This is a genomic window from Gimesia sp. (assembly GCF_040219335.1).
In the GTDB taxonomy this organism is placed as follows: domain Bacteria; phylum Planctomycetota; class Planctomycetia; order Planctomycetales; family Planctomycetaceae; genus Gimesia.
Genome location: NZ_JAVJSQ010000040.1, coordinates 293,225 through 308,961 on the forward strand (window position 1 = coordinate 293,225; position 15,737 = coordinate 308,961).

The 15,737-nt window shown below is 54.6% G+C and carries 14 protein-coding genes; 7 read left to right on the forward strand and 7 right to left on the reverse strand.

The genetic code is table 11. The features are described from left to right. Positions 1-12 precede the first annotated feature (12 nt). On the reverse strand, positions 13-828 hold the full coding sequence (locus RID21_RS29570) for a phosphoribosylformylglycinamidine synthase subunit PurQ (RefSeq protein WP_145041813.1): 816 nt from the start codon (positions 826-828) through the stop codon (positions 13-15). A gap of 334 nt (positions 829-1,162) precedes the next feature. Here RID21_RS29570 and RID21_RS29575 point away from each other — a divergent pair, with 334 nt between their 5' ends. The 4 genes from RID21_RS29575 (at position 1,163) to RID21_RS29590 (ending at position 5,308) form a co-directional block, all read left to right on the forward strand. Continuing rightward, on the forward strand, positions 1,163-1,522 hold the full coding sequence (locus tag RID21_RS29575) for a hypothetical protein (protein ID WP_350195280.1): 360 nt from the start codon (positions 1,163-1,165) through the stop codon (positions 1,520-1,522). Positions 1,523-1,635: 113 nt separating this feature from the next. After that, complete coding sequence (locus RID21_RS29580) at positions 1,636-2,733, forward strand: prenyltransferase/squalene oxidase repeat-containing protein (protein ID WP_350195282.1); 1,098 nt, start codon at positions 1,636-1,638, stop codon at positions 2,731-2,733. Positions 2,734-2,766: 33 nt separating this feature from the next. Then, complete coding sequence (locus RID21_RS29585; RefSeq protein ID WP_350195284.1) at positions 2,767-3,969, forward strand: NPCBM/NEW2 domain-containing protein; 1,203 nt, start codon at positions 2,767-2,769, stop codon at positions 3,967-3,969. 133 nt (positions 3,970-4,102) lie between these two features. Next, positions 4,103-5,308 carry a PQQ-dependent sugar dehydrogenase gene (locus RID21_RS29590; RefSeq protein WP_350195286.1) on the forward strand — a complete coding sequence of 402 codons (1,206 nt, stop codon included), beginning with the start codon at positions 4,103-4,105 and terminating at the stop codon, positions 5,306-5,308. Between the two features lie 116 nt (positions 5,309-5,424). Here the strand turns inward: RID21_RS29590 and RID21_RS29595 are convergent, their stop codons facing one another. From RID21_RS29595 to RID21_RS29615, 5 genes are all read right to left on the reverse strand, one after another. Next, positions 5,425-5,799, reverse strand: coding sequence for a DUF2237 family protein (locus tag RID21_RS29595; RefSeq protein WP_145041809.1), 375 nt, complete (start codon positions 5,797-5,799; stop codon positions 5,425-5,427). 109 nt (positions 5,800-5,908) lie between these two features. Then, complete coding sequence (locus RID21_RS29600) at positions 5,909-6,832, reverse strand: TIM barrel protein (RefSeq protein WP_350195288.1); 924 nt, start codon at positions 6,830-6,832, stop codon at positions 5,909-5,911. Between the two features lie 172 nt (positions 6,833-7,004). Next, the gene (locus tag RID21_RS29605) at positions 7,005-7,511 is read right to left on the reverse strand and encodes a YbaN family protein (RefSeq protein ID WP_350195290.1); all 507 of its coding nucleotides are present in this window, start codon (positions 7,509-7,511) and stop codon (positions 7,005-7,007) included. Positions 7,512-7,614: 103 nt separating this feature from the next. Beyond that, the gene (locus RID21_RS29610) at positions 7,615-8,661 is read right to left on the reverse strand and encodes a TauD/TfdA family dioxygenase (RefSeq protein WP_350195292.1); all 1,047 of its coding nucleotides are present in this window, start codon (positions 8,659-8,661) and stop codon (positions 7,615-7,617) included. A gap of 104 nt (positions 8,662-8,765) precedes the next feature. Further along, positions 8,766-10,412, reverse strand: a complete 1,647-nt coding sequence (locus RID21_RS29615) for a PAS domain-containing hybrid sensor histidine kinase/response regulator (protein ID WP_350195294.1) — start codon at positions 10,410-10,412, stop codon at positions 8,766-8,768. 363 nt (positions 10,413-10,775) lie between these two features. Here RID21_RS29615 and RID21_RS29620 point away from each other — a divergent pair, with 363 nt between their 5' ends. Next, positions 10,776-11,333 (forward strand): gamma-glutamylcyclotransferase family protein, encoded by a 558-nt coding sequence (locus RID21_RS29620; protein WP_350195296.1) that lies wholly within the window; start codon positions 10,776-10,778, stop codon positions 11,331-11,333. Here the strand turns inward: RID21_RS29620 and RID21_RS29625 are convergent. Then, on the reverse strand, positions 11,327-11,821 hold the full coding sequence (locus tag RID21_RS29625; RefSeq protein WP_350195298.1) for a M41 family metallopeptidase: 495 nt from the start codon (positions 11,819-11,821) through the stop codon (positions 11,327-11,329). The two genes, RID21_RS29620 and RID21_RS29625, sit on opposite strands and share 7 nt — an antisense overlap. A 288-nt stretch (positions 11,822-12,109) precedes the next feature. On the opposite strand from RID21_RS29625, the gene RID21_RS29630 reads away from it, so the two are divergent. Together RID21_RS29630 and RID21_RS29635 are read left to right on the forward strand one after the other, a co-directional pair. Next, positions 12,110-14,212: an FAD-dependent oxidoreductase gene (locus tag RID21_RS29630; RefSeq protein WP_350195320.1), complete on the forward strand. Its 2,103-nt coding sequence runs from the start codon at positions 12,110-12,112 to the stop codon at positions 14,210-14,212. Between the two features lie 108 nt (positions 14,213-14,320). Next, a complete protein-coding gene (locus RID21_RS29635; protein ID WP_350195300.1) occupies positions 14,321-15,727 on the forward strand; it encodes a pectate lyase in 1,407 nt (468 codons plus the stop codon). Positions 15,728-15,737: the final 10 nt, after the last annotated feature.

Here is a 15,737-nt window from a genome sequence, read left to right on the forward strand (position 1 = left end):
CGCAGCTCAGACTCAGGCGAAGTAGTTGACCGCGTTGCGGAACAACTGGATGCCTGCGCCTTCCCCTTCCAGGCCCAGACGCGTCCACTGCGGATGCTGTGTGGCGAACAGGTAACGCTCGGGGTGAGGCATCAGTCCCAGGACGCGACCGGAAGGATCTCCCAGGGCGGCGATGTTACAGGCCGAACCGTTCGGGTTCACCGGATAGGGGAGAATCTCTTCCTGCAGCGTTGTTTCTGCGTCACCGGTTTCCCGGTAGCACATTGCGATCTGTGAATTGGCCTGCCAGTTTTCGATGACTGACGGATCACTGACGGCGATGCGGCCTTCAGCGTGCGCGATGGGCAGTTCGATCTGGTCGATGTCTTTGAGGAAGACGTTCTCTTTCGCGAGCACTCCCAGATTGACCCAGAGCGACGTGTATTTGCCATTGTTGTTCCAGGTCAGCGTGGCATCGCGGGGCTGATCGGCTTTGGGGGGCCAGCTGGCAGCACCACCGGGCAGGATACCCGATTTGAGCAGCACCTGGAATCCGTTACAGATCCCCAGTACCAGTTTGTCAGCGGCCAGGAAGTTGCCAATCACTTCTCCCAGCTGTCCCTGCAGGTGACTGGCGAAAATGATGCCCGCGCCCACGTCATCACCATAACTGAAGCCACCGGGCAGGCAGAGGATCTGGTAATCGTTCAGTTGCGCCGGGTTTTCGAGCAGTTTGAGCAGATGGATGCGGGTGGATTCGGCTCCACAGAGATCAAAGGCATGTGCCGTTTCGATATCGCAGTTCGTTCCGGGGGCACGTAACACACAGACTTTGGGAGAAGTTGACATGGGAGCAGCATAAATCCTTTGTTTCGATACCAGTCTCAGGGGAAGACGAAAATTGTTTCCACTACAGAGGATGCTATTGCGAAAACCGGTTTTCTGCCAGCGTCAGCACCGGGTTAGCCTCTGAAAAACCGGGTTTTCCTCAGTTTGATGCATCAGGGCCTGATTATATCGCTGTAAATTAAGAAATACGAGCGGTTTAGAGGCTTTCTTCAGAGCGGCGATCCTGAAAAATCTCTCTATTCGTCAGGCAGGTCATCTGCTATAGTCCGGTCCCTGTTCTGAAGCCTCTGCTTTCCGCTGAGGACAGCCCCGTTTTTCCAAAGTCTGTCATTTCATGAATTCCTGTTTTCGTCTCTGCGTGATCGTGTTACTTACACCTGCCTGTGCAGGCTGTATTAACTCCACGAATACGCGTATTCCCCGGCTGTTTTCGGGCCGCCAGACGATGAACCGCAGTCAGAAAATGGAAGAAAGGAAGCTGATGGAGCTGGAAGATCCGCTCCCCTCCAGCTCTCTGGGACCGGAAGTCGTCCGTCCCCCTGATTTCAGCCGTCAGCGGACCGAATCGCGGTTGGCCATTGAGCAGTCAATGATGACGAAACCCACTGCACAACCTCAGCCAGGGGGAGCCATGCGGCCCACGCCCCGGTTATCGGGACGGAATTCGAAATATCCGGAAGTCATTCAGCCCTGATCCAGCCGATCGAGCGGCTTTTTCCAGGCTGCTGCTTTTCATTACTCTTCGATCCCGTACAATACAGGGGTAAGTCGACTCCGATTTCACTCTGTTCAGGGTAAGTGACTGCTTTGCGATACCTGCGATTTCAACCAGGCCTCTTCACTCGAATCCCGGTTTCCGTCCGCGGTCTGGTTCTGGCGCTGACGTTGATACTTTGCGGAGCGGTCCAGCCTGTTTCAGCCCAGCCGGAAATCAACCGTTCGATCGACGCGCAGGGTAAACGCTATTACACACCACCGACACGACTGGCGGTAGAGCGCGGTCTGCAATATCTGGCTGAGCGTCAACATCCCGATGGTTCTTTTGGTTCCGGTTCCACTTTTAAGAACAACGTGGCCATCACCGCGCTGTGTGGCATGGCCTTTCTGGGAGACGGGAACACACCGGGGCGGGGCAAGTACGGCGTTCAGGTTCAGAAAGCCGTCGATTTCATTCTCGCTTCCTGCAAGCCATCCGGATATATCATTTCGCCCGACAGCATCTCACACGGTCCGATGTACGGGCATGGCTTCGCGACGCTGTTTCTCGCGGAAGTTTACGGGATGACGCGCAGCAAAGATGTCCGCGTCAAACTCGAAAAAGCGGTGGAACTGATCGTCAAATCGCAGAACGCTAAAGGAGGCTGGCGCTACACGCCGGAAAGTAAGGACGCGGATCTCTCGGTCACCGTCTGTCAGATCATGGCCCTGCGGGCCGCTCGTAACTGCGGCATCTTTATCTCCAAAGAGGTCATCGATCGCTGCATCGATTATGTCAAAAAGAGCCAGAACCCCGATGGTGGGTTTCGCTATCAACTGGTCCGGCAGGCCGAGAGTGAATTTCCGCGCTCGGCAGCGGGCGTTGTCGCTTTATACAGTGCCGGGATCTATGAAGGCCCGGAGATCGAAAACGGGTTGACCTACCTGATGGGCCGATTGCCCAATCAGCGTTATTTCCGGGGCAGTCATTATTACTATGGTCAGTATTACGCCGTCCAGGCGATGTGGCAGGCGGGGCAGCAGTACTGGGATACCTGGTACACCGCGATTCGCGAAGAGCTCGTCGCCGGCCAGATGGCGAGTGGCAGCTGGCGTCCCGACAGTTCCAACTGCGTGGAATACAGCACGGCCATGTCCTGTATTGTTCTACAGATCCCCCGCAATAACATCCCGATTTTCCAGCGTTGATTCGGAATGCTGCATTCCCCCAGAGGTTGTTCGATGCGATTGTTCGTTGTGCTCTGTCTGACTCTGTTGTCCTGTACTCTGGTCACGGGACCGTTGCAGGCCGACGAACTTCAGACCGCGGCGGGAAAAACTATCACCGGCAAACTGCTGCAGATTGTGCAGAACCGATTCACAATTAAGAGCAAAGCAGGAACTGAAGAAATACCGGCAACAGAGATTGTCCGCCTGCAGTTAGATCCGGTCGACAAGCTGCCTCCCAGCGGGGGCCTGTTGATCCTGGCGAACGGCGACCGTCTGCATGCCGAGATTTTACGGGCTGCTGAGGAAGCACTTGTGATTCGTCTGACCGCCTGTCCCCGGCTGGATGAATTGAAAGTGCCCCTGGAAACGATCCGGGCAGCTTATTTTAGCTGGCCCCGTGCCACACATGCCCGCGCCCGCCTGATTCGTCAGCTGGAACAGACGGTCAAAAAGACCGATTTGTTCTACCTCAAAAACGGCGACTACCTCGAAGGTGAATTTCTGGGATTCGATGAGGGCGGTTTCCGGTTCGAATCCGCGGCCGGTGAAACAACGGTTCCCCGTAACGGGATCGCCTATTTTTATTTCAATCCGGAGCTGATTGCGTTTCCGCAGCCCGAACAGCTGCATTATCAAGTCACACTCACCGATGGCTCACGGGTAACGGTCTCGAATCTCTCGTTGAACGACAGCCGACTGCGGGCTCGCACCCTGTTTGGAGCAGACATGATCTGTGAGCGGGATCGCCTGGCTGCCGTCACACCTCGGAGAGGCCGCGTGGTTCCCCTGTCGGAGCTGGAGCCCTCTGAGTACCGTTTTACCCCCTATCTCTCTCGAAACTGGAAGTGGCAGCGCAATCGTAATGTGCTTGACGGACCGCTGATTTCAGGGGGGCAGTACTTCGATTCCGGTCTCGGTATGCACAGCGCTGCAGAGCTGCATTATCAACTGGATGGGCAGTATGCTGCGTTCGAAACCAGTGTGGGGCTGGACGATTCCGCAGGGCAGCGGGCCAGCGTCGAGGTGCAGATCCTGGTGGATGGCAAGCCTGTTTTTCATCGCGAAGTGGCGCGGCACTCAACAGAGATTGTCAAAGTGCCCCGGATCGATCTTACCGGCGCACAGCAGCTGGTATTGAAAGTCGGTTTTGGTAAAAACGCGGACATTGAAGATCATCTCAACTGGTGCCGACCGGTGCTGATTAAAAAGCCCTGATTTGTTTTTTAAAGTCTCGCCGGAAAGCAGACCGGGCGCAGAGTGGCATTGACGGTCTTTTTTTTCTATTCTGTTGATCACGCAAGCGCGTCGTTTCTTCCCCCGTTGTTTACCCGCATGACAGAGACCCTCTATGAAAACGATTACCTCACTCGCGTTGCTGCTGATTCTGGCTGTCTGCCCGACACTCTCTGCTGAAGAGAAAGTGGATACTTCTCCGGCTCCCGTCAAGCTGGTCAAGGTGTTCCCGTACCTGCAGATTGATCGCCCCATTGTGATTACCCATGCCGGCGATGGCACGGACCGTCTGTTTATCGCCTCGCAGAAGGGAAAGATTTACATCGTTCCCAATACACCCGAAGATGAAGATCTGGAAGAAGGCAAACTCTTCCTCGATATCTCCGATCGTGTGATCTATCTCGACAAGAAAAACGAAATGGGCCTTCTGGGCATGGCCTTCCACCCCGATTTCAAGAAGAACGGCGAGTTCTTCGTCTACTACAGTTCTCCCGAAACTCCGAATGCCACCTCCGTCATTTCCCGCTTCCGGGTTTCCAGGGACAATCCGGATCAGGCCCTTGCAGACTCGGAAGAAATTCTGATGAAAGTCGAACAGCCCGCCTGGAACCATAACGGGGGCACCATCGTATTTGGCCCGGATGGCATGCTGTATATCGTCTTTGGTGATGGCGGTGCCGGCGGGGATGCCTTCCATAACGGCCAGAATCTGTCCACCATGCTCGGATCGATCTGCCGCATCGACGTCAATCACAAATCTCCCGGACTGAACTACGCGATTCCCAAAGACAACCCTTTTGAAGATGGTAAAATACCGACCTTCGCCACGATCCGCAAGGAAATCTGGGCCTACGGTTTTCGTAATCCCTGGCGGATTGCCTTTGATGATAAGACCGGTAAACTCTGGGCCGGCGATGTCGGGCAGGGCATCTGGGAAGAAATCGATATCGTCGTCAAAGGGGGCAACTACGGCTGGTCGGTCCGTGAAGGCAAACATCCTTTCGGTCCCAATGGTGTCGAACCCCGCAAGCACCTCATCGAACCGATCTGGGAATACGATCACCAAGTCGGTAAGTCAATTACCGGCGGATCCGTCTATCGCGGCAAAGCAATTCCCGCGATCGAGGGCATGTACATTTACGGCGATTATGTCTCCGGCAAATTCTGGGCTCTGAAGTATGACGAGGCCAGCAAGAAGGTGACCGCCAACCATGTGATCGAAAGTCCCAGCATCCCCGTGATGACCTTCGGCACCGATCAAAATGGGGAAATGTTCCTGACCTCGTCCTTCAGCGAAATCTATATGCTGAAAGCGAGATAATCCCGCAGCAGCAGTTAAACTGTGTCGCTCGGTGTCAGTATGAAAAAACCACGGAACCCGCAGAGCAGGTTCCGTGGTTTTATTTTATCAGTTCGCGGGAATCCGCCTGACGTGCATCAGGCTTCGATGGCGTAGGCCTGCAGATCTTCCAGATCGACGAATTCCAGTGTCGAGATGTGGCACGATTCGAGCTTCACCTTGGGGGCCATGCCCGCCTCGAAAGCTTCTTTCCAGCGTTCCACACACAGACACCAGCGATCGCCGGGTTTCAGTCCCGGAAACTCGAACAACGGATGAGGTGTGCTCAGGTCGTTACCCCGTTCCTTGGAAAAAGCCAGGAATTCTTCCGTGACTTCGGTACACACCGTATGCAGGCCGAGATCCGAACCACCGGTGTTGCAGCAGCCGTCACGATAAAATCCGGTTACCGGTTCCAGAGAGCAGATCTCCAGTTCGGTGCCGAGCACGTTTTTGGCTTTCTTTTCAGTCATAGTAAGTAGTCCATCAATGGGGGATCGTCAGTAAATTAACGCCAGGCGAGCAGGCCAGCACGCAACGAGCCTGATACAGGCAACGTTTCATTTCAGGTCTTGCCCGCAATTAAAACTGATCGACCTCACGATAAGCTTCGATGACGGCCATGTCGCCTTCTTTGCCGGGCTTGGAATTACCATGTTCCATCCCCACGATACCTTCAAATCCCTTGGAGTGGATATGCTTGAATACATTCAGGTAGTTAATCTCACCCGTACCGGGTTCCTTACGGCCCGGGTTATCACCTGACTGGAAGTAGCCGATCTCATCCCAGCACTGATCGATGTTCACGATCAGGTTGCCTTCGGTAATCTGCTGATGGTAGACATCGAACAGAATCTTACAGGCCGGACTGTCGACTGCTTTACAAAGGGCATACGCCTGAGGAGATCCCTGCAGGAAGACACCACCATGATTGGCATACCAGTTGAGTGGCTCAAGCACCATGACCATACCATGCGGTTCGAAGATCTCAGCACAGCGGCGGAGTAGTTCAATCACGTTGGCGGTCTGGTAACCTTCAGCCAGACGGGCACGGGGACCTTCATCCAGGTTGCCGGGTACGACGGTCATCCATTTCGCATTGACCCGCTTAGCAACTTCGACGGAGTCTTTGATGTCTTTGAGGACTTCGTCCCAGACCGCTTTGTCTTTGCGGGTGAAGGTCAGCTTGCCGATGGAACCATGCGCTACGAACACGCCCATTTCCATGTTGAGCTTTTCCATGGTATCGGCGATTTTCTGCTGCAGCTCTTTGGGCTTCTTCTTCATACCGTTGTCTTCCCAGGCGGTAAAGCCCTGGTCGGCGGCGAATTTTAACTGGTCGATGGGATCATTGCCCGCGGCATTCTTGAACATGCCGAAGTGGGGCGCGTATTTCAGATTAAATGGCTTCTGCTCTTTGCTGTCGGCTGCCTGGGCAGCAGTACTACCTAACACAACTGCTCCCCCTGCCAGCATCCCGCTTTTAAGAAACTCTCGACGTTGCATATGTAAGACTCCTTGTTGCGAATTTATATGTGTGCTTGTATCGGAATTTTATTCTAGCTGAACAGCAAGGCGGTTGCACCTGTTATGCACCCGGATTCTCAGGACCAGCTTCGAGGCGCAGACAAGAAAAGTCAAACCGCTCGTCAGTTGCACAGCATCCTGCTGGAAATGCTTACTTCAGACCAGGCAGGCGAATCACCACCAGGATCCCCACGCAGGCCAGAGCCACCAGTACGGATTTCAGCAGCACCGAGAGGGGCGAGAAGATCAGCGTCGCGCCGATGATCAGGACCACAATTGTAATCGCTTGAATTTTGACGCTCAGCCGCACACCACCATCCTGTTGCCACTCTTTAAGAACCTGACCCAGTACGGGAGAACGCAGCAGTGCCCGGTTCATTCGGGGAGAAGTGCGGATCAGAAAGTAGCTGGTCAGCAGCAGGAACGGCGTCGTCGGGAGCACAGGCAGTGCCACGCCGAGCACGCCCAGCACGAAAAAGAATCCCGCCAGAACCAGGTAGATCACCTTTTTCAGTCCCGTCACCGTGGGGACGGTCTGCTCATCGAGGGTATCCAGGAATGCAGGATGAATTTCATCGAACGCCAGCCGATCCAGGTTTAATCCGGAATCGGATGATGATTCAGGCTGTTGCTGATGCGGCTGCGATTTGCGAAGCATGAAATTCAGTTCTTAAGGGTACGGTAAAAGGACGAATCGGTCCCTTATTCTAGCTCAATTGAGAAATGGGACAAGGCGGATCGCGAATCGAGCCTGTCCGTGCTCAGGGGGCCGCGGTCGCCGGCATGCCTCCGCGAACAGATCCAGCGGCTGTATTCCCGTAATTATCAGCAAACAGGGGATCCAGTGGACGATTGTTGGGAACCGCAAGCCAGACCCGCAGCAGGTGCCGTTTCAGTTCCGGCTCTTCCGCATCCGTGAATTCATCCCGGCGGTGAAACGTGACCCAGTTATTCAAAAACAGCAGATCCCCCGGATCCTGGCTGAAGGTGACACTCATTTCCGGCGTTTCGGCGAGTGCTTCCAGCTGATCCATAGCCTGCTTCTGCTCGGGAGTCATATCGGGAAGGTCGGGTGAAGCATAAGCGCGTTCGATCAATACCCGCAGAAAGCTGCCGGCGAAGTGTCCCCCCTGCACTGAAAAGATCGGTTGCCGACAGAACGGTTTCTGGTTTGCTGTATCGACGTTATGCCTGAGATAGTAAAACGGCTCCATCAAGGTTTGTGTCAACTCGGGCCAGCGTTGTCGCATCTCGTTGAAGAGAGCCACCGAACTGACCAGTTGATTATCGCCGCCTGAGAGGGCCTGTTGAATGCACAGAAAACCAATCACGTCACAGCGGTCGGTATGGAAGCTGAGCCGTTTGCGTGTGTTCGGACCGCGGGCCTGGGCCTGTCCGACCTTAAAACCTTCGTCCCTCACATGGAACAGCTTTTCCCCAGTCGCGCTCTGTGAGACCGGCGTTCCCAGGTGCACGGAGATGAGCCAGAACAGAATCTCGCGTTCCTCTTGAGAGTAGTTCTCGATCGGCACGCGCTTGATCTGACAGGCTCCCGATCCGTGTTCCAGCTGATGTTGAACCCGACGCAGCAGGGGGCCGAGTTCGGGCAGAGGGAAACGTGCGGGAGTGATTTCAGACAGGCTCAGGTTTTCCGACGAGATTATCTTCACAGCCGAGTCCAGATCAGCGAGATGCCGTTGATCCAGATGAACCAGCCAGTCGTCTCGGGAGAAGAGTTCTGCACCTTTCCAGGCAGCCGGAATCTCAAATGCGGGAGGCAGGTCGGGGGCGGAAGGTTGATCACTCACTCTGAAAATACTCCTGTGCTGGCATAACTGTAACGGTTTCAGCCTAACAGATTCTGACAGGAGATTAAAGCAGACGTTTAGTAGATTAGAATCGACTGGCGGCGTTATTTCAGCTGCAGCATCCGTTTTCTTCTGGACTTGAGCAGGTTGTTAATCGTCTGAATGAGCCGCTTGCGATCCAGTGGTTTGCTCAGGTATTCATCACAGCCGGCCTGCAGACATTTTTCCCGGTCGCCGGGCATGACGTTGGCGGTGAGTGCAATGATCGGGTTATTGAATCCCATCTCGCGGATGAGTTCCGTCGCGGAGTACCCATCCAGGAGCGGCATCTGAATGTCCATCAGGATCAGGTCAAACTGCTCGTTGATGTCGGTTTTGCTCTGCAGGACGGCTCCCAGTTGATCGACTGCCTGCTGCCCGTTCTCAGCCAGGGTGACGCTTCCGCCGGCTTTTGTCAGCAGGTACTGGATCAGCCTCTGGTTGTAGATTCCATCTTCCACCAGCAGGATACGACAGGGCTGCCTCAGCATCCCGAAGCTGGAACGGGATGTTTTGTGTTCACGGATACGCTGTGATAACGAAAGCTGCTGTGGCTTGATTTCACAACTGGTGCCCGTATTGATTGTGAATTCAACGATTGAAGCGGAATTCGTTTCATGCTGAAGCGTAATCTCTCCTCCCAGCAGGCGGACCAGATGTCGCGCCATCGAAAGGCTCAGCCCGACTCCCCCGGGATAGGTGAGCGATGTCAGATCAGCCAGTTGGCGTCCGGCAAAAATCTGATTGATCGGTTCGATATTCATTCCATTTCCGCTGTTACGAATCATGAAGACCATTTGCTGATCAGAGGGAGCCGTCTGTGATTTTCTGACCAAAAGGCTGATGGTTCCCTCGTGAGTGTAGTTGATCACGACCCCTATCAGGTTTAACAGTATCTGCCTGAGGCGTATCGGATTGGACTGGATGGATGTCGGCAGACTATGATCCAGGTCGATTTCGAGTGTCAGCCCCTTGTGGTCCGCTTTCCGTTTGGCGACCGACTTCACGTTTTGGATCACCGTCAGTGGGCAGCAGTCCTGAAGCTTCAGGTCAAACCTGCCTTCCTCAATTCGGGAGAGGTCCACGAAGTCGTTGAATGTATCCAGCAGATACTGACCGTTGGTATGGATCGTATTTGCAGCGCTGATCGTTTCCTCATCTTCGCTGGAATCACTCAGGATTTCTGCAAAGCCAAGGATCGCGGAGAGGGGAGTCCTGATTTCATGACTCATCATCGCCAGAAATGACTGTTGTAATTCTCGGGCGCGAAACGCCTGCAGACGCGTCCCTTCCAGTTCTGTCCGAAGTAGAATTCGCTCGTGAATGTCTGACAGGGATCCGGTCATGCGCACAGCCTGTCCGGAGGAATCACGCAGGACCTGGGCCTGTCCCCGAAACCAGCGATAAAGGCCCCCTTTGACCCGCAGGCGAAAGTTGTGCTCAAAACGAATGGTGTTCTCCAGGGCAGATCGCAGGCCGAGCATCGTCTGTACTGCATCCTCCGGATGCAGTAGCCGTTCGAAGGTGTCCAGGCTCGATTCAATTTCCTGGTCGCAGTAGCCCAGCAGTTCATAAAACCGGGGAGACCACCATTGTTCCTGGGCGTCTAGATCGACCCAGTCCCAGACCCCTTCCGTCGTGTGTTGCAGGAACAGGTCGAAATGCTGTTGAACGGCGTCTGGTTGTGTTGCTCTGTCGAAGATGAAACTCATTTCAATCCAGTTCTCTCAGGGGCAAGGGTTGAGTACTTATTAGTATCGCTCAAAAACAAGGAACAATTGTGTCTTTCTTGCAGAGAACTGGAGCACGCGTATAGCTGGAAAATTCAGGCTTGTTTAATATCAGGGAAACACCTCGTACTGGAATGAACACCGTGAAAAATAGCCTTGAAATTAAGGCAGATTCTGCGAAAAATGTAATGGTTTGATCACCTCTTGGACGCGGATTCCGGCCTGCTGTATCATTTAGAACAGTTACGCGAATCACGCTTGAGATAACACGACTCGCCTGCATGATTCCCCTCCTTGAAGTGTGAGCAGGAGGAATGTTGTGCGAGATGAGAAATAAAGAACGACATGCAGAAGCGATTGAACTATTTTGCCTACGGTTCAAATTTGCACCCCGCACGACTCGAAGCGCGCATCGGGAGCTGTCAGTTTCAGGGAATCGCCTTACTCGAGCAGGCAGAGCTCCGCTTTCACAAAGTCGGCGTCGATGCGTCCGGGAAATGTGATATTACGATTGATGACGCATCTGCGGGGGGAGTCTGGGGGGCCGTCTACCAGATCACGACAGAACAGAAAACGGAACTTGACCGTTTCGAATCGCTGGGGCGCGGATATGACATACGCGAGTTGGATGTCTTGACGCATGAGCAGAAATTGATCCGTGTGTTTACCTACCAGGCGATGGCCGCGTTTATCGATCCCGCTCTACAGCCTTTTGACTGGTACCACGAACTGGTTCTCCAGGGGGCCCGCTTTCACGGTTTCCCTGCCGAGTATCTGACGCAGCTGCAACTGATCGAACGACTGACAGATTCCGATGCCGAACGAATCACCCTCGCGCAGGAGGTCCTCCGTACGATCGAGGAATACCGCGATCATGGCACGGAACAACAGCCTGCTTACTGACCGCTGATGGAAATCCAGCTGGTGATCGTGTCGTAGATCATCTCTTCTTCGAGCGTCTCGTGAGCCAGCAGTTGATCGACCAGTTCTCCGATCGCCGCCCAGTAGTTGTCCTGGCGATACAGCTGATACAGACTGAGTGTCTTCTGCTCGAGGTACTGCATGCGTGCCTGTCGCTGGGGAACCAGGGCGGAAGCTGCTTCCCATGCCTGCTGCCAGTCTCCCGACCATTCTGCCACGAGAGCCGGATGAAAGGGATCACCCGTGTGAATCATCTCGGCAACCGGACCGGCCAGTGCCACGAGAATTGCTTTTTCACGCAGGGTCTTTTCATCGAACACCCCTTCCGGCCAGGCGATCTCGGCGTCTCCGTATCGCTCGGGACCATCATCCCAGTCGGGATCGATCGTCACCGAATAGACGCGGGCACCGACATACACGGCCATCAGCACATGTCCCACTTCGTGGTAGGCGGTCAGTTCTTCAGTCACAGGGCGATTCCTTCAGTCAGACGGCAAAGCGAATAATCAGATAGCTTTCTTGCTGGCTGACATTAAAGCAGGTTGGCTTCCAGTCAACAATTGACGTCGGCAACGCAATGCTTCTGGATGCGCAGAATTACTAATGATTGTTAACAGTGAATCCGGTGGGAACCGGGGACAGCATGGTTTTCTGACTAGGTATTGCCCATTCGCGCCGTTAGAATGACCTTTCTGTATTAATCACCCTTGGAATATTCAGCATCGTTAGAGACTAAAGAGAGAGAATAAATGAAGTGGATGTCGCAACTGCTCGCCTGCGGACTGTTTCTGTTACTGGTTGTCCCGAAGGCACAAGGCAAGGAATATGATGTCGTCGTCTATGGTGGCACCTCCGGGGCCGTCACCGCAGCCGTTCAGGCGAAGCGACTGGGGAAGACCGCTGTTATCGTCTGCCCCGATACACATCTGGGAGGGCTTTCCAGTGGTGGTCTGGGCTGGACAGACACCGGCAATAAAGCCGTTATCGGCGGCCTGGCACGCGAATTCTATCATCGCGTCTGGAAGCACTATCAGACCGCGGACGCCTGGAAGTGGCAGCAGCGAAAAGACTACGGCGACAAAGGGCAGGGGACTCCCGCCATCGATGGTAAGCAGCGCACCATGTGGATTTTCGAACCACACGTGGCCGAGGCTGTGTTTGACGAGTTCGTCAAAGAATACGAAATTCCCGTTTACCGTGACGAATGGCTGGATCGCAAGTCTGGAGTTACCAAAGACGGAGATCGAATCACCGCCATCAAAACGCTCAGCGGCAAGACCTTCCAGGGGAAGATATTTATCGATGCCACTTACGAAGGTGATCTGCTGGCAACTGCCGGCGTGAGCTATCACGTGGGCCGCGAAGCCAACAGTGTCTATGGTGAAGAATGGAATGGTGTGCAGACCGGCGTACTGCATCACCGGCACCACTTTGGCCCCAACGCGGTCAAAGAAAAGATCAGTCCCTACAAAGTACCCGGCGATCCTGCCAGCGGACTGCTGCCTCGCATCAGTGGTGCCGACCCCGGCAAATACGGTTCGGGAGACAAGAAGATTCAGGCCTACTGTTTTCGCATGTGCCTGACCAACCACGACGAGAATCGTGTTCCCTTTCCGAAACCGGAAGGCTACGATTCCGCGCAGTACGAACTCTTGCTGCGAATCTACGATGCCGGCTGGCGCCAGACGTTTGCCAAGTTTGATCCCATTCCGAACTTTAAGACCGACACCAACAATCACGGTCCCATGAGTACCGATAACATCGGCTATAACTACGACTATCCCGAAGCATCCTACGAACGTCGTAAAGCGATTATCAAAGAGCACGAAACCTACCAGAAAGGCTGGCTGTACTTCATCTCCAACGATCCCCGTGTGCCCAAAGAAGTGCAGCAGAAGATGCAGAAATGGGGGCTGGCGAAAGATGAGTTCAGCGATAACGGCAACTGGCCCCATCAGCTTTACATCCGTGAAGCCCGCCGGATGATCGGCGAATTCGTGATGACCGAAAACGAACTGCTCAAAAAGAAGCCTACCCCCGATTCGGTCGGCATGGGCTCTTACACAATGGACTCGCACAACGTGCAGCGGTATGTCACTCCGGAAGGCTATGTGCAGAACGAAGGGGACATCGGCGTTTCGACCCGTGGTCCTTATGAAATTGCTTACGGCAGCCTCGTTCCGAAAAAAGGGGAATGTGCCAACCTGCTGGTGCCGGTCTGCGTTTCCAGCTCGCACATCGCCTTCGGTTCGATCCGCATGGAACCCGTTTTCATGATTCTCGGTCACTCCGCTGCGACAGCAGCTGCGATCGCCCTGGATCAGAAACTGGACGTGCAGGATGTGCCTTACGAACAGCTCAAAACCCAGCTGATCAAAGAGGGCCAGATTCTGGAAGCCCCACCTGAAGTCAAATACGGAAGTAACGGCATCAATCCGGAAACACTCAAAGGCATTGTCGTCGACGATGCGCAGGCCAAACTGACCGGGCTCTGGCAGACCAGCCGCTCGGCGAAGAAGTATGTGGCGTCGGGTTACCGTCACGAGTCAAATACGCGGGATGGCAAAGCCGCCGCCCGTTTTGAAACCAAAGTTCCCCAGGCGGGACGTTACGAAGTTCGCTATGCCTATCCGCCGAACACCAATCGCAGTTCGCAGGTCAAAGTAACCGTGCAGCATGCGGGGGGATCCACTTCCAAAACCATCGACCAGCGTCAGACACCACCTCTGGAAAGTGTGTTTGTGTCGCTGGGAGTATATGAATTCACACCGGACAAAACAGCGGCTGTCGAAGTGACCAATACCGATGCCAACGGCTATGTCATTATTGACGCCGTCCAGTGGATTCCCGTCAAGGAGTGACCCTGTTAAACGTGTGAGTCTGTTCTGAAACCGTTCTGTAATCAGATATGAGAGGAGTGCGTTGTGCATAAGCCGGGCCGTGTAGTGTCAATTCTGCTGGGAATTTCAATGGTTTCTCTCCTCGGTTTCAGGACTGCTTCCGCCCAGGCGGCTATTCCGGTTTCCAAGGAGAACGTCACAAAAGCGATGCGGGCGGCCAGCGAATTTTATCGTAACAAGCTCGCTCTGCACGGGGGCTACGTTTACTACTACAGCCTTGATCTGAAGGAACGCTGGGGCGAAGGTAAGGCGTCTCCGGATCAGATCTGGGTGCAGCCTCCCGGCACTCCGACAGTGGGGATGGCGTTCCTCTCGGCTTATGAAGCGACCGGGGACCAGTTCTACCTCGATGCCGCTACCGATGCCGCACTGGCACTCGTTTATGGTCAGTTGAAATCGGGGGGCTGGACGAATTCCATCGATTTCAATCCTCGCAGTAAATTGACCGCCGAGTACCGGAATGGGAAGGGGCGTGGCAAGAACAACTCGACCCTCGACGACGGAATTACGCAGTCGGCAATTCGCCTCATTATTCACGTCGATCAGGCCCACAAGTTTCAGCACAAACAGATCCACGAATCTGCCCAGGTCGCGTTGAATGCCCTGCTGGCGGCACAGTTCCCCGTGGGGGCCTTTCCTCAGGTCTGGACCGAACCGGTGCCACCGATCCCGGCCAGGCCGGCCAGCTTTCCCCAATACGACTGGCGGACGGAAGGGCGTATCAAAAACTATTGGGATTACTATACCCTCAACGACGGGCTGGCCGGTTATGTCTGCACGACGTTGCTCGAAGCCTACGAAATTTACAAAGATGAGCGTCTGAAACAGGCGGTGCTCAAACTGGGAGACTTCCTGATTGTGTCTCAGTTACCCGAACCACAGCCCGCCTGGGCACAGCAGTACAACTACGATATGCAGCCCATCTGGGCCCGCCGCTTCGAACCGCCGGCCATCACCGGGGGAGAGACCCAGGATGTGATTGCCACCCTGATGCGGATCTACCGCTTCAGTGGCGAAAAGAAATATCTGGAACCGATTCCCCGGGCACTCGCCTGGTTAACACGCTCTCAGTTACCCGATGGGCAGCTCGCCCGCTATTACGAACTGCAGACCAATCGCCCGCTCTACATGAACCGCAGCGGAAAAAAGTACAGTCTGACCTACGACGATTCCGATCTGCCCCGGCACTACGGCTGGAAGATTACCTCTGAGGTCAGAGAACTCGAACGGGAGTTCAAAGCCGTCAGCGCAGGGCGGAAACTGCAGACCGAACCGACTCCAAAGCAGTTACTGACCCGCGTGAAAGCGATTCTCTATGACCTGGACGATCAGGCACGCTGGATCAGCGTCAGCACGGGCGAACGCCTGGTGGGGCAGCCGAAATTCCCGGTGAAAACACGCTACATCGCCAGCGATCGCTTCAGCAGCAACCTGGAGACACTCAGTCAGTATCTCCAGCAGCTGAAGTCTCAGTGATCGACAGACC

What these genes read in the sequence shown, in the direction of transcription:
- RID21_RS29570 (WP_145041813.1), bottom strand. Translation starts at nt 828, where the DNA reads ATGTCAACTTCTCCCAAAGTCTGTGTGTTACGTGCCCCCGGAACGAAC.
- RID21_RS29575 (WP_350195280.1), top strand. Translation starts at nt 1,163, where the DNA reads ATGAATTCCTGTTTTCGTCTCTGCGTGATCGTGTTACTTACACCTGCC.
- RID21_RS29585 (WP_350195284.1), top strand. Translation starts at nt 2,767, where the DNA reads ATGCGATTGTTCGTTGTGCTCTGTCTGACTCTGTTGTCCTGTACTCTG.
- RID21_RS29590 (WP_350195286.1), top strand. Translation starts at nt 4,103, where the DNA reads ATGAAAACGATTACCTCACTCGCGTTGCTGCTGATTCTGGCTGTCTGC.
- RID21_RS29595 (WP_145041809.1), bottom strand. Translation starts at nt 5,799, where the DNA reads ATGACTGAAAAGAAAGCCAAAAACGTGCTCGGCACCGAACTGGAGATC.
- RID21_RS29600 (WP_350195288.1), bottom strand. Translation starts at nt 6,832, where the DNA reads ATGCAACGTCGAGAGTTTCTTAAAAGCGGGATGCTGGCAGGGGGAGCA.
- RID21_RS29605 (WP_350195290.1), bottom strand. Translation starts at nt 7,511, where the DNA reads ATGCTTCGCAAATCGCAGCCGCATCAGCAACAGCCTGAATCATCATCC.
- RID21_RS29615 (WP_350195294.1), bottom strand. Translation starts at nt 10,412, where the DNA reads ATGAGTTTCATCTTCGACAGAGCAACACAACCAGACGCCGTTCAACAG.
- RID21_RS29620 (WP_350195296.1), top strand. Translation starts at nt 10,776, where the DNA reads ATGCAGAAGCGATTGAACTATTTTGCCTACGGTTCAAATTTGCACCCC.
- RID21_RS29630 (WP_350195320.1), top strand. Translation starts at nt 12,110, where the DNA reads ATGTCGCAACTGCTCGCCTGCGGACTGTTTCTGTTACTGGTTGTCCCG.
- RID21_RS29635 (WP_350195300.1), top strand. Translation starts at nt 14,321, where the DNA reads ATGGTTTCTCTCCTCGGTTTCAGGACTGCTTCCGCCCAGGCGGCTATT.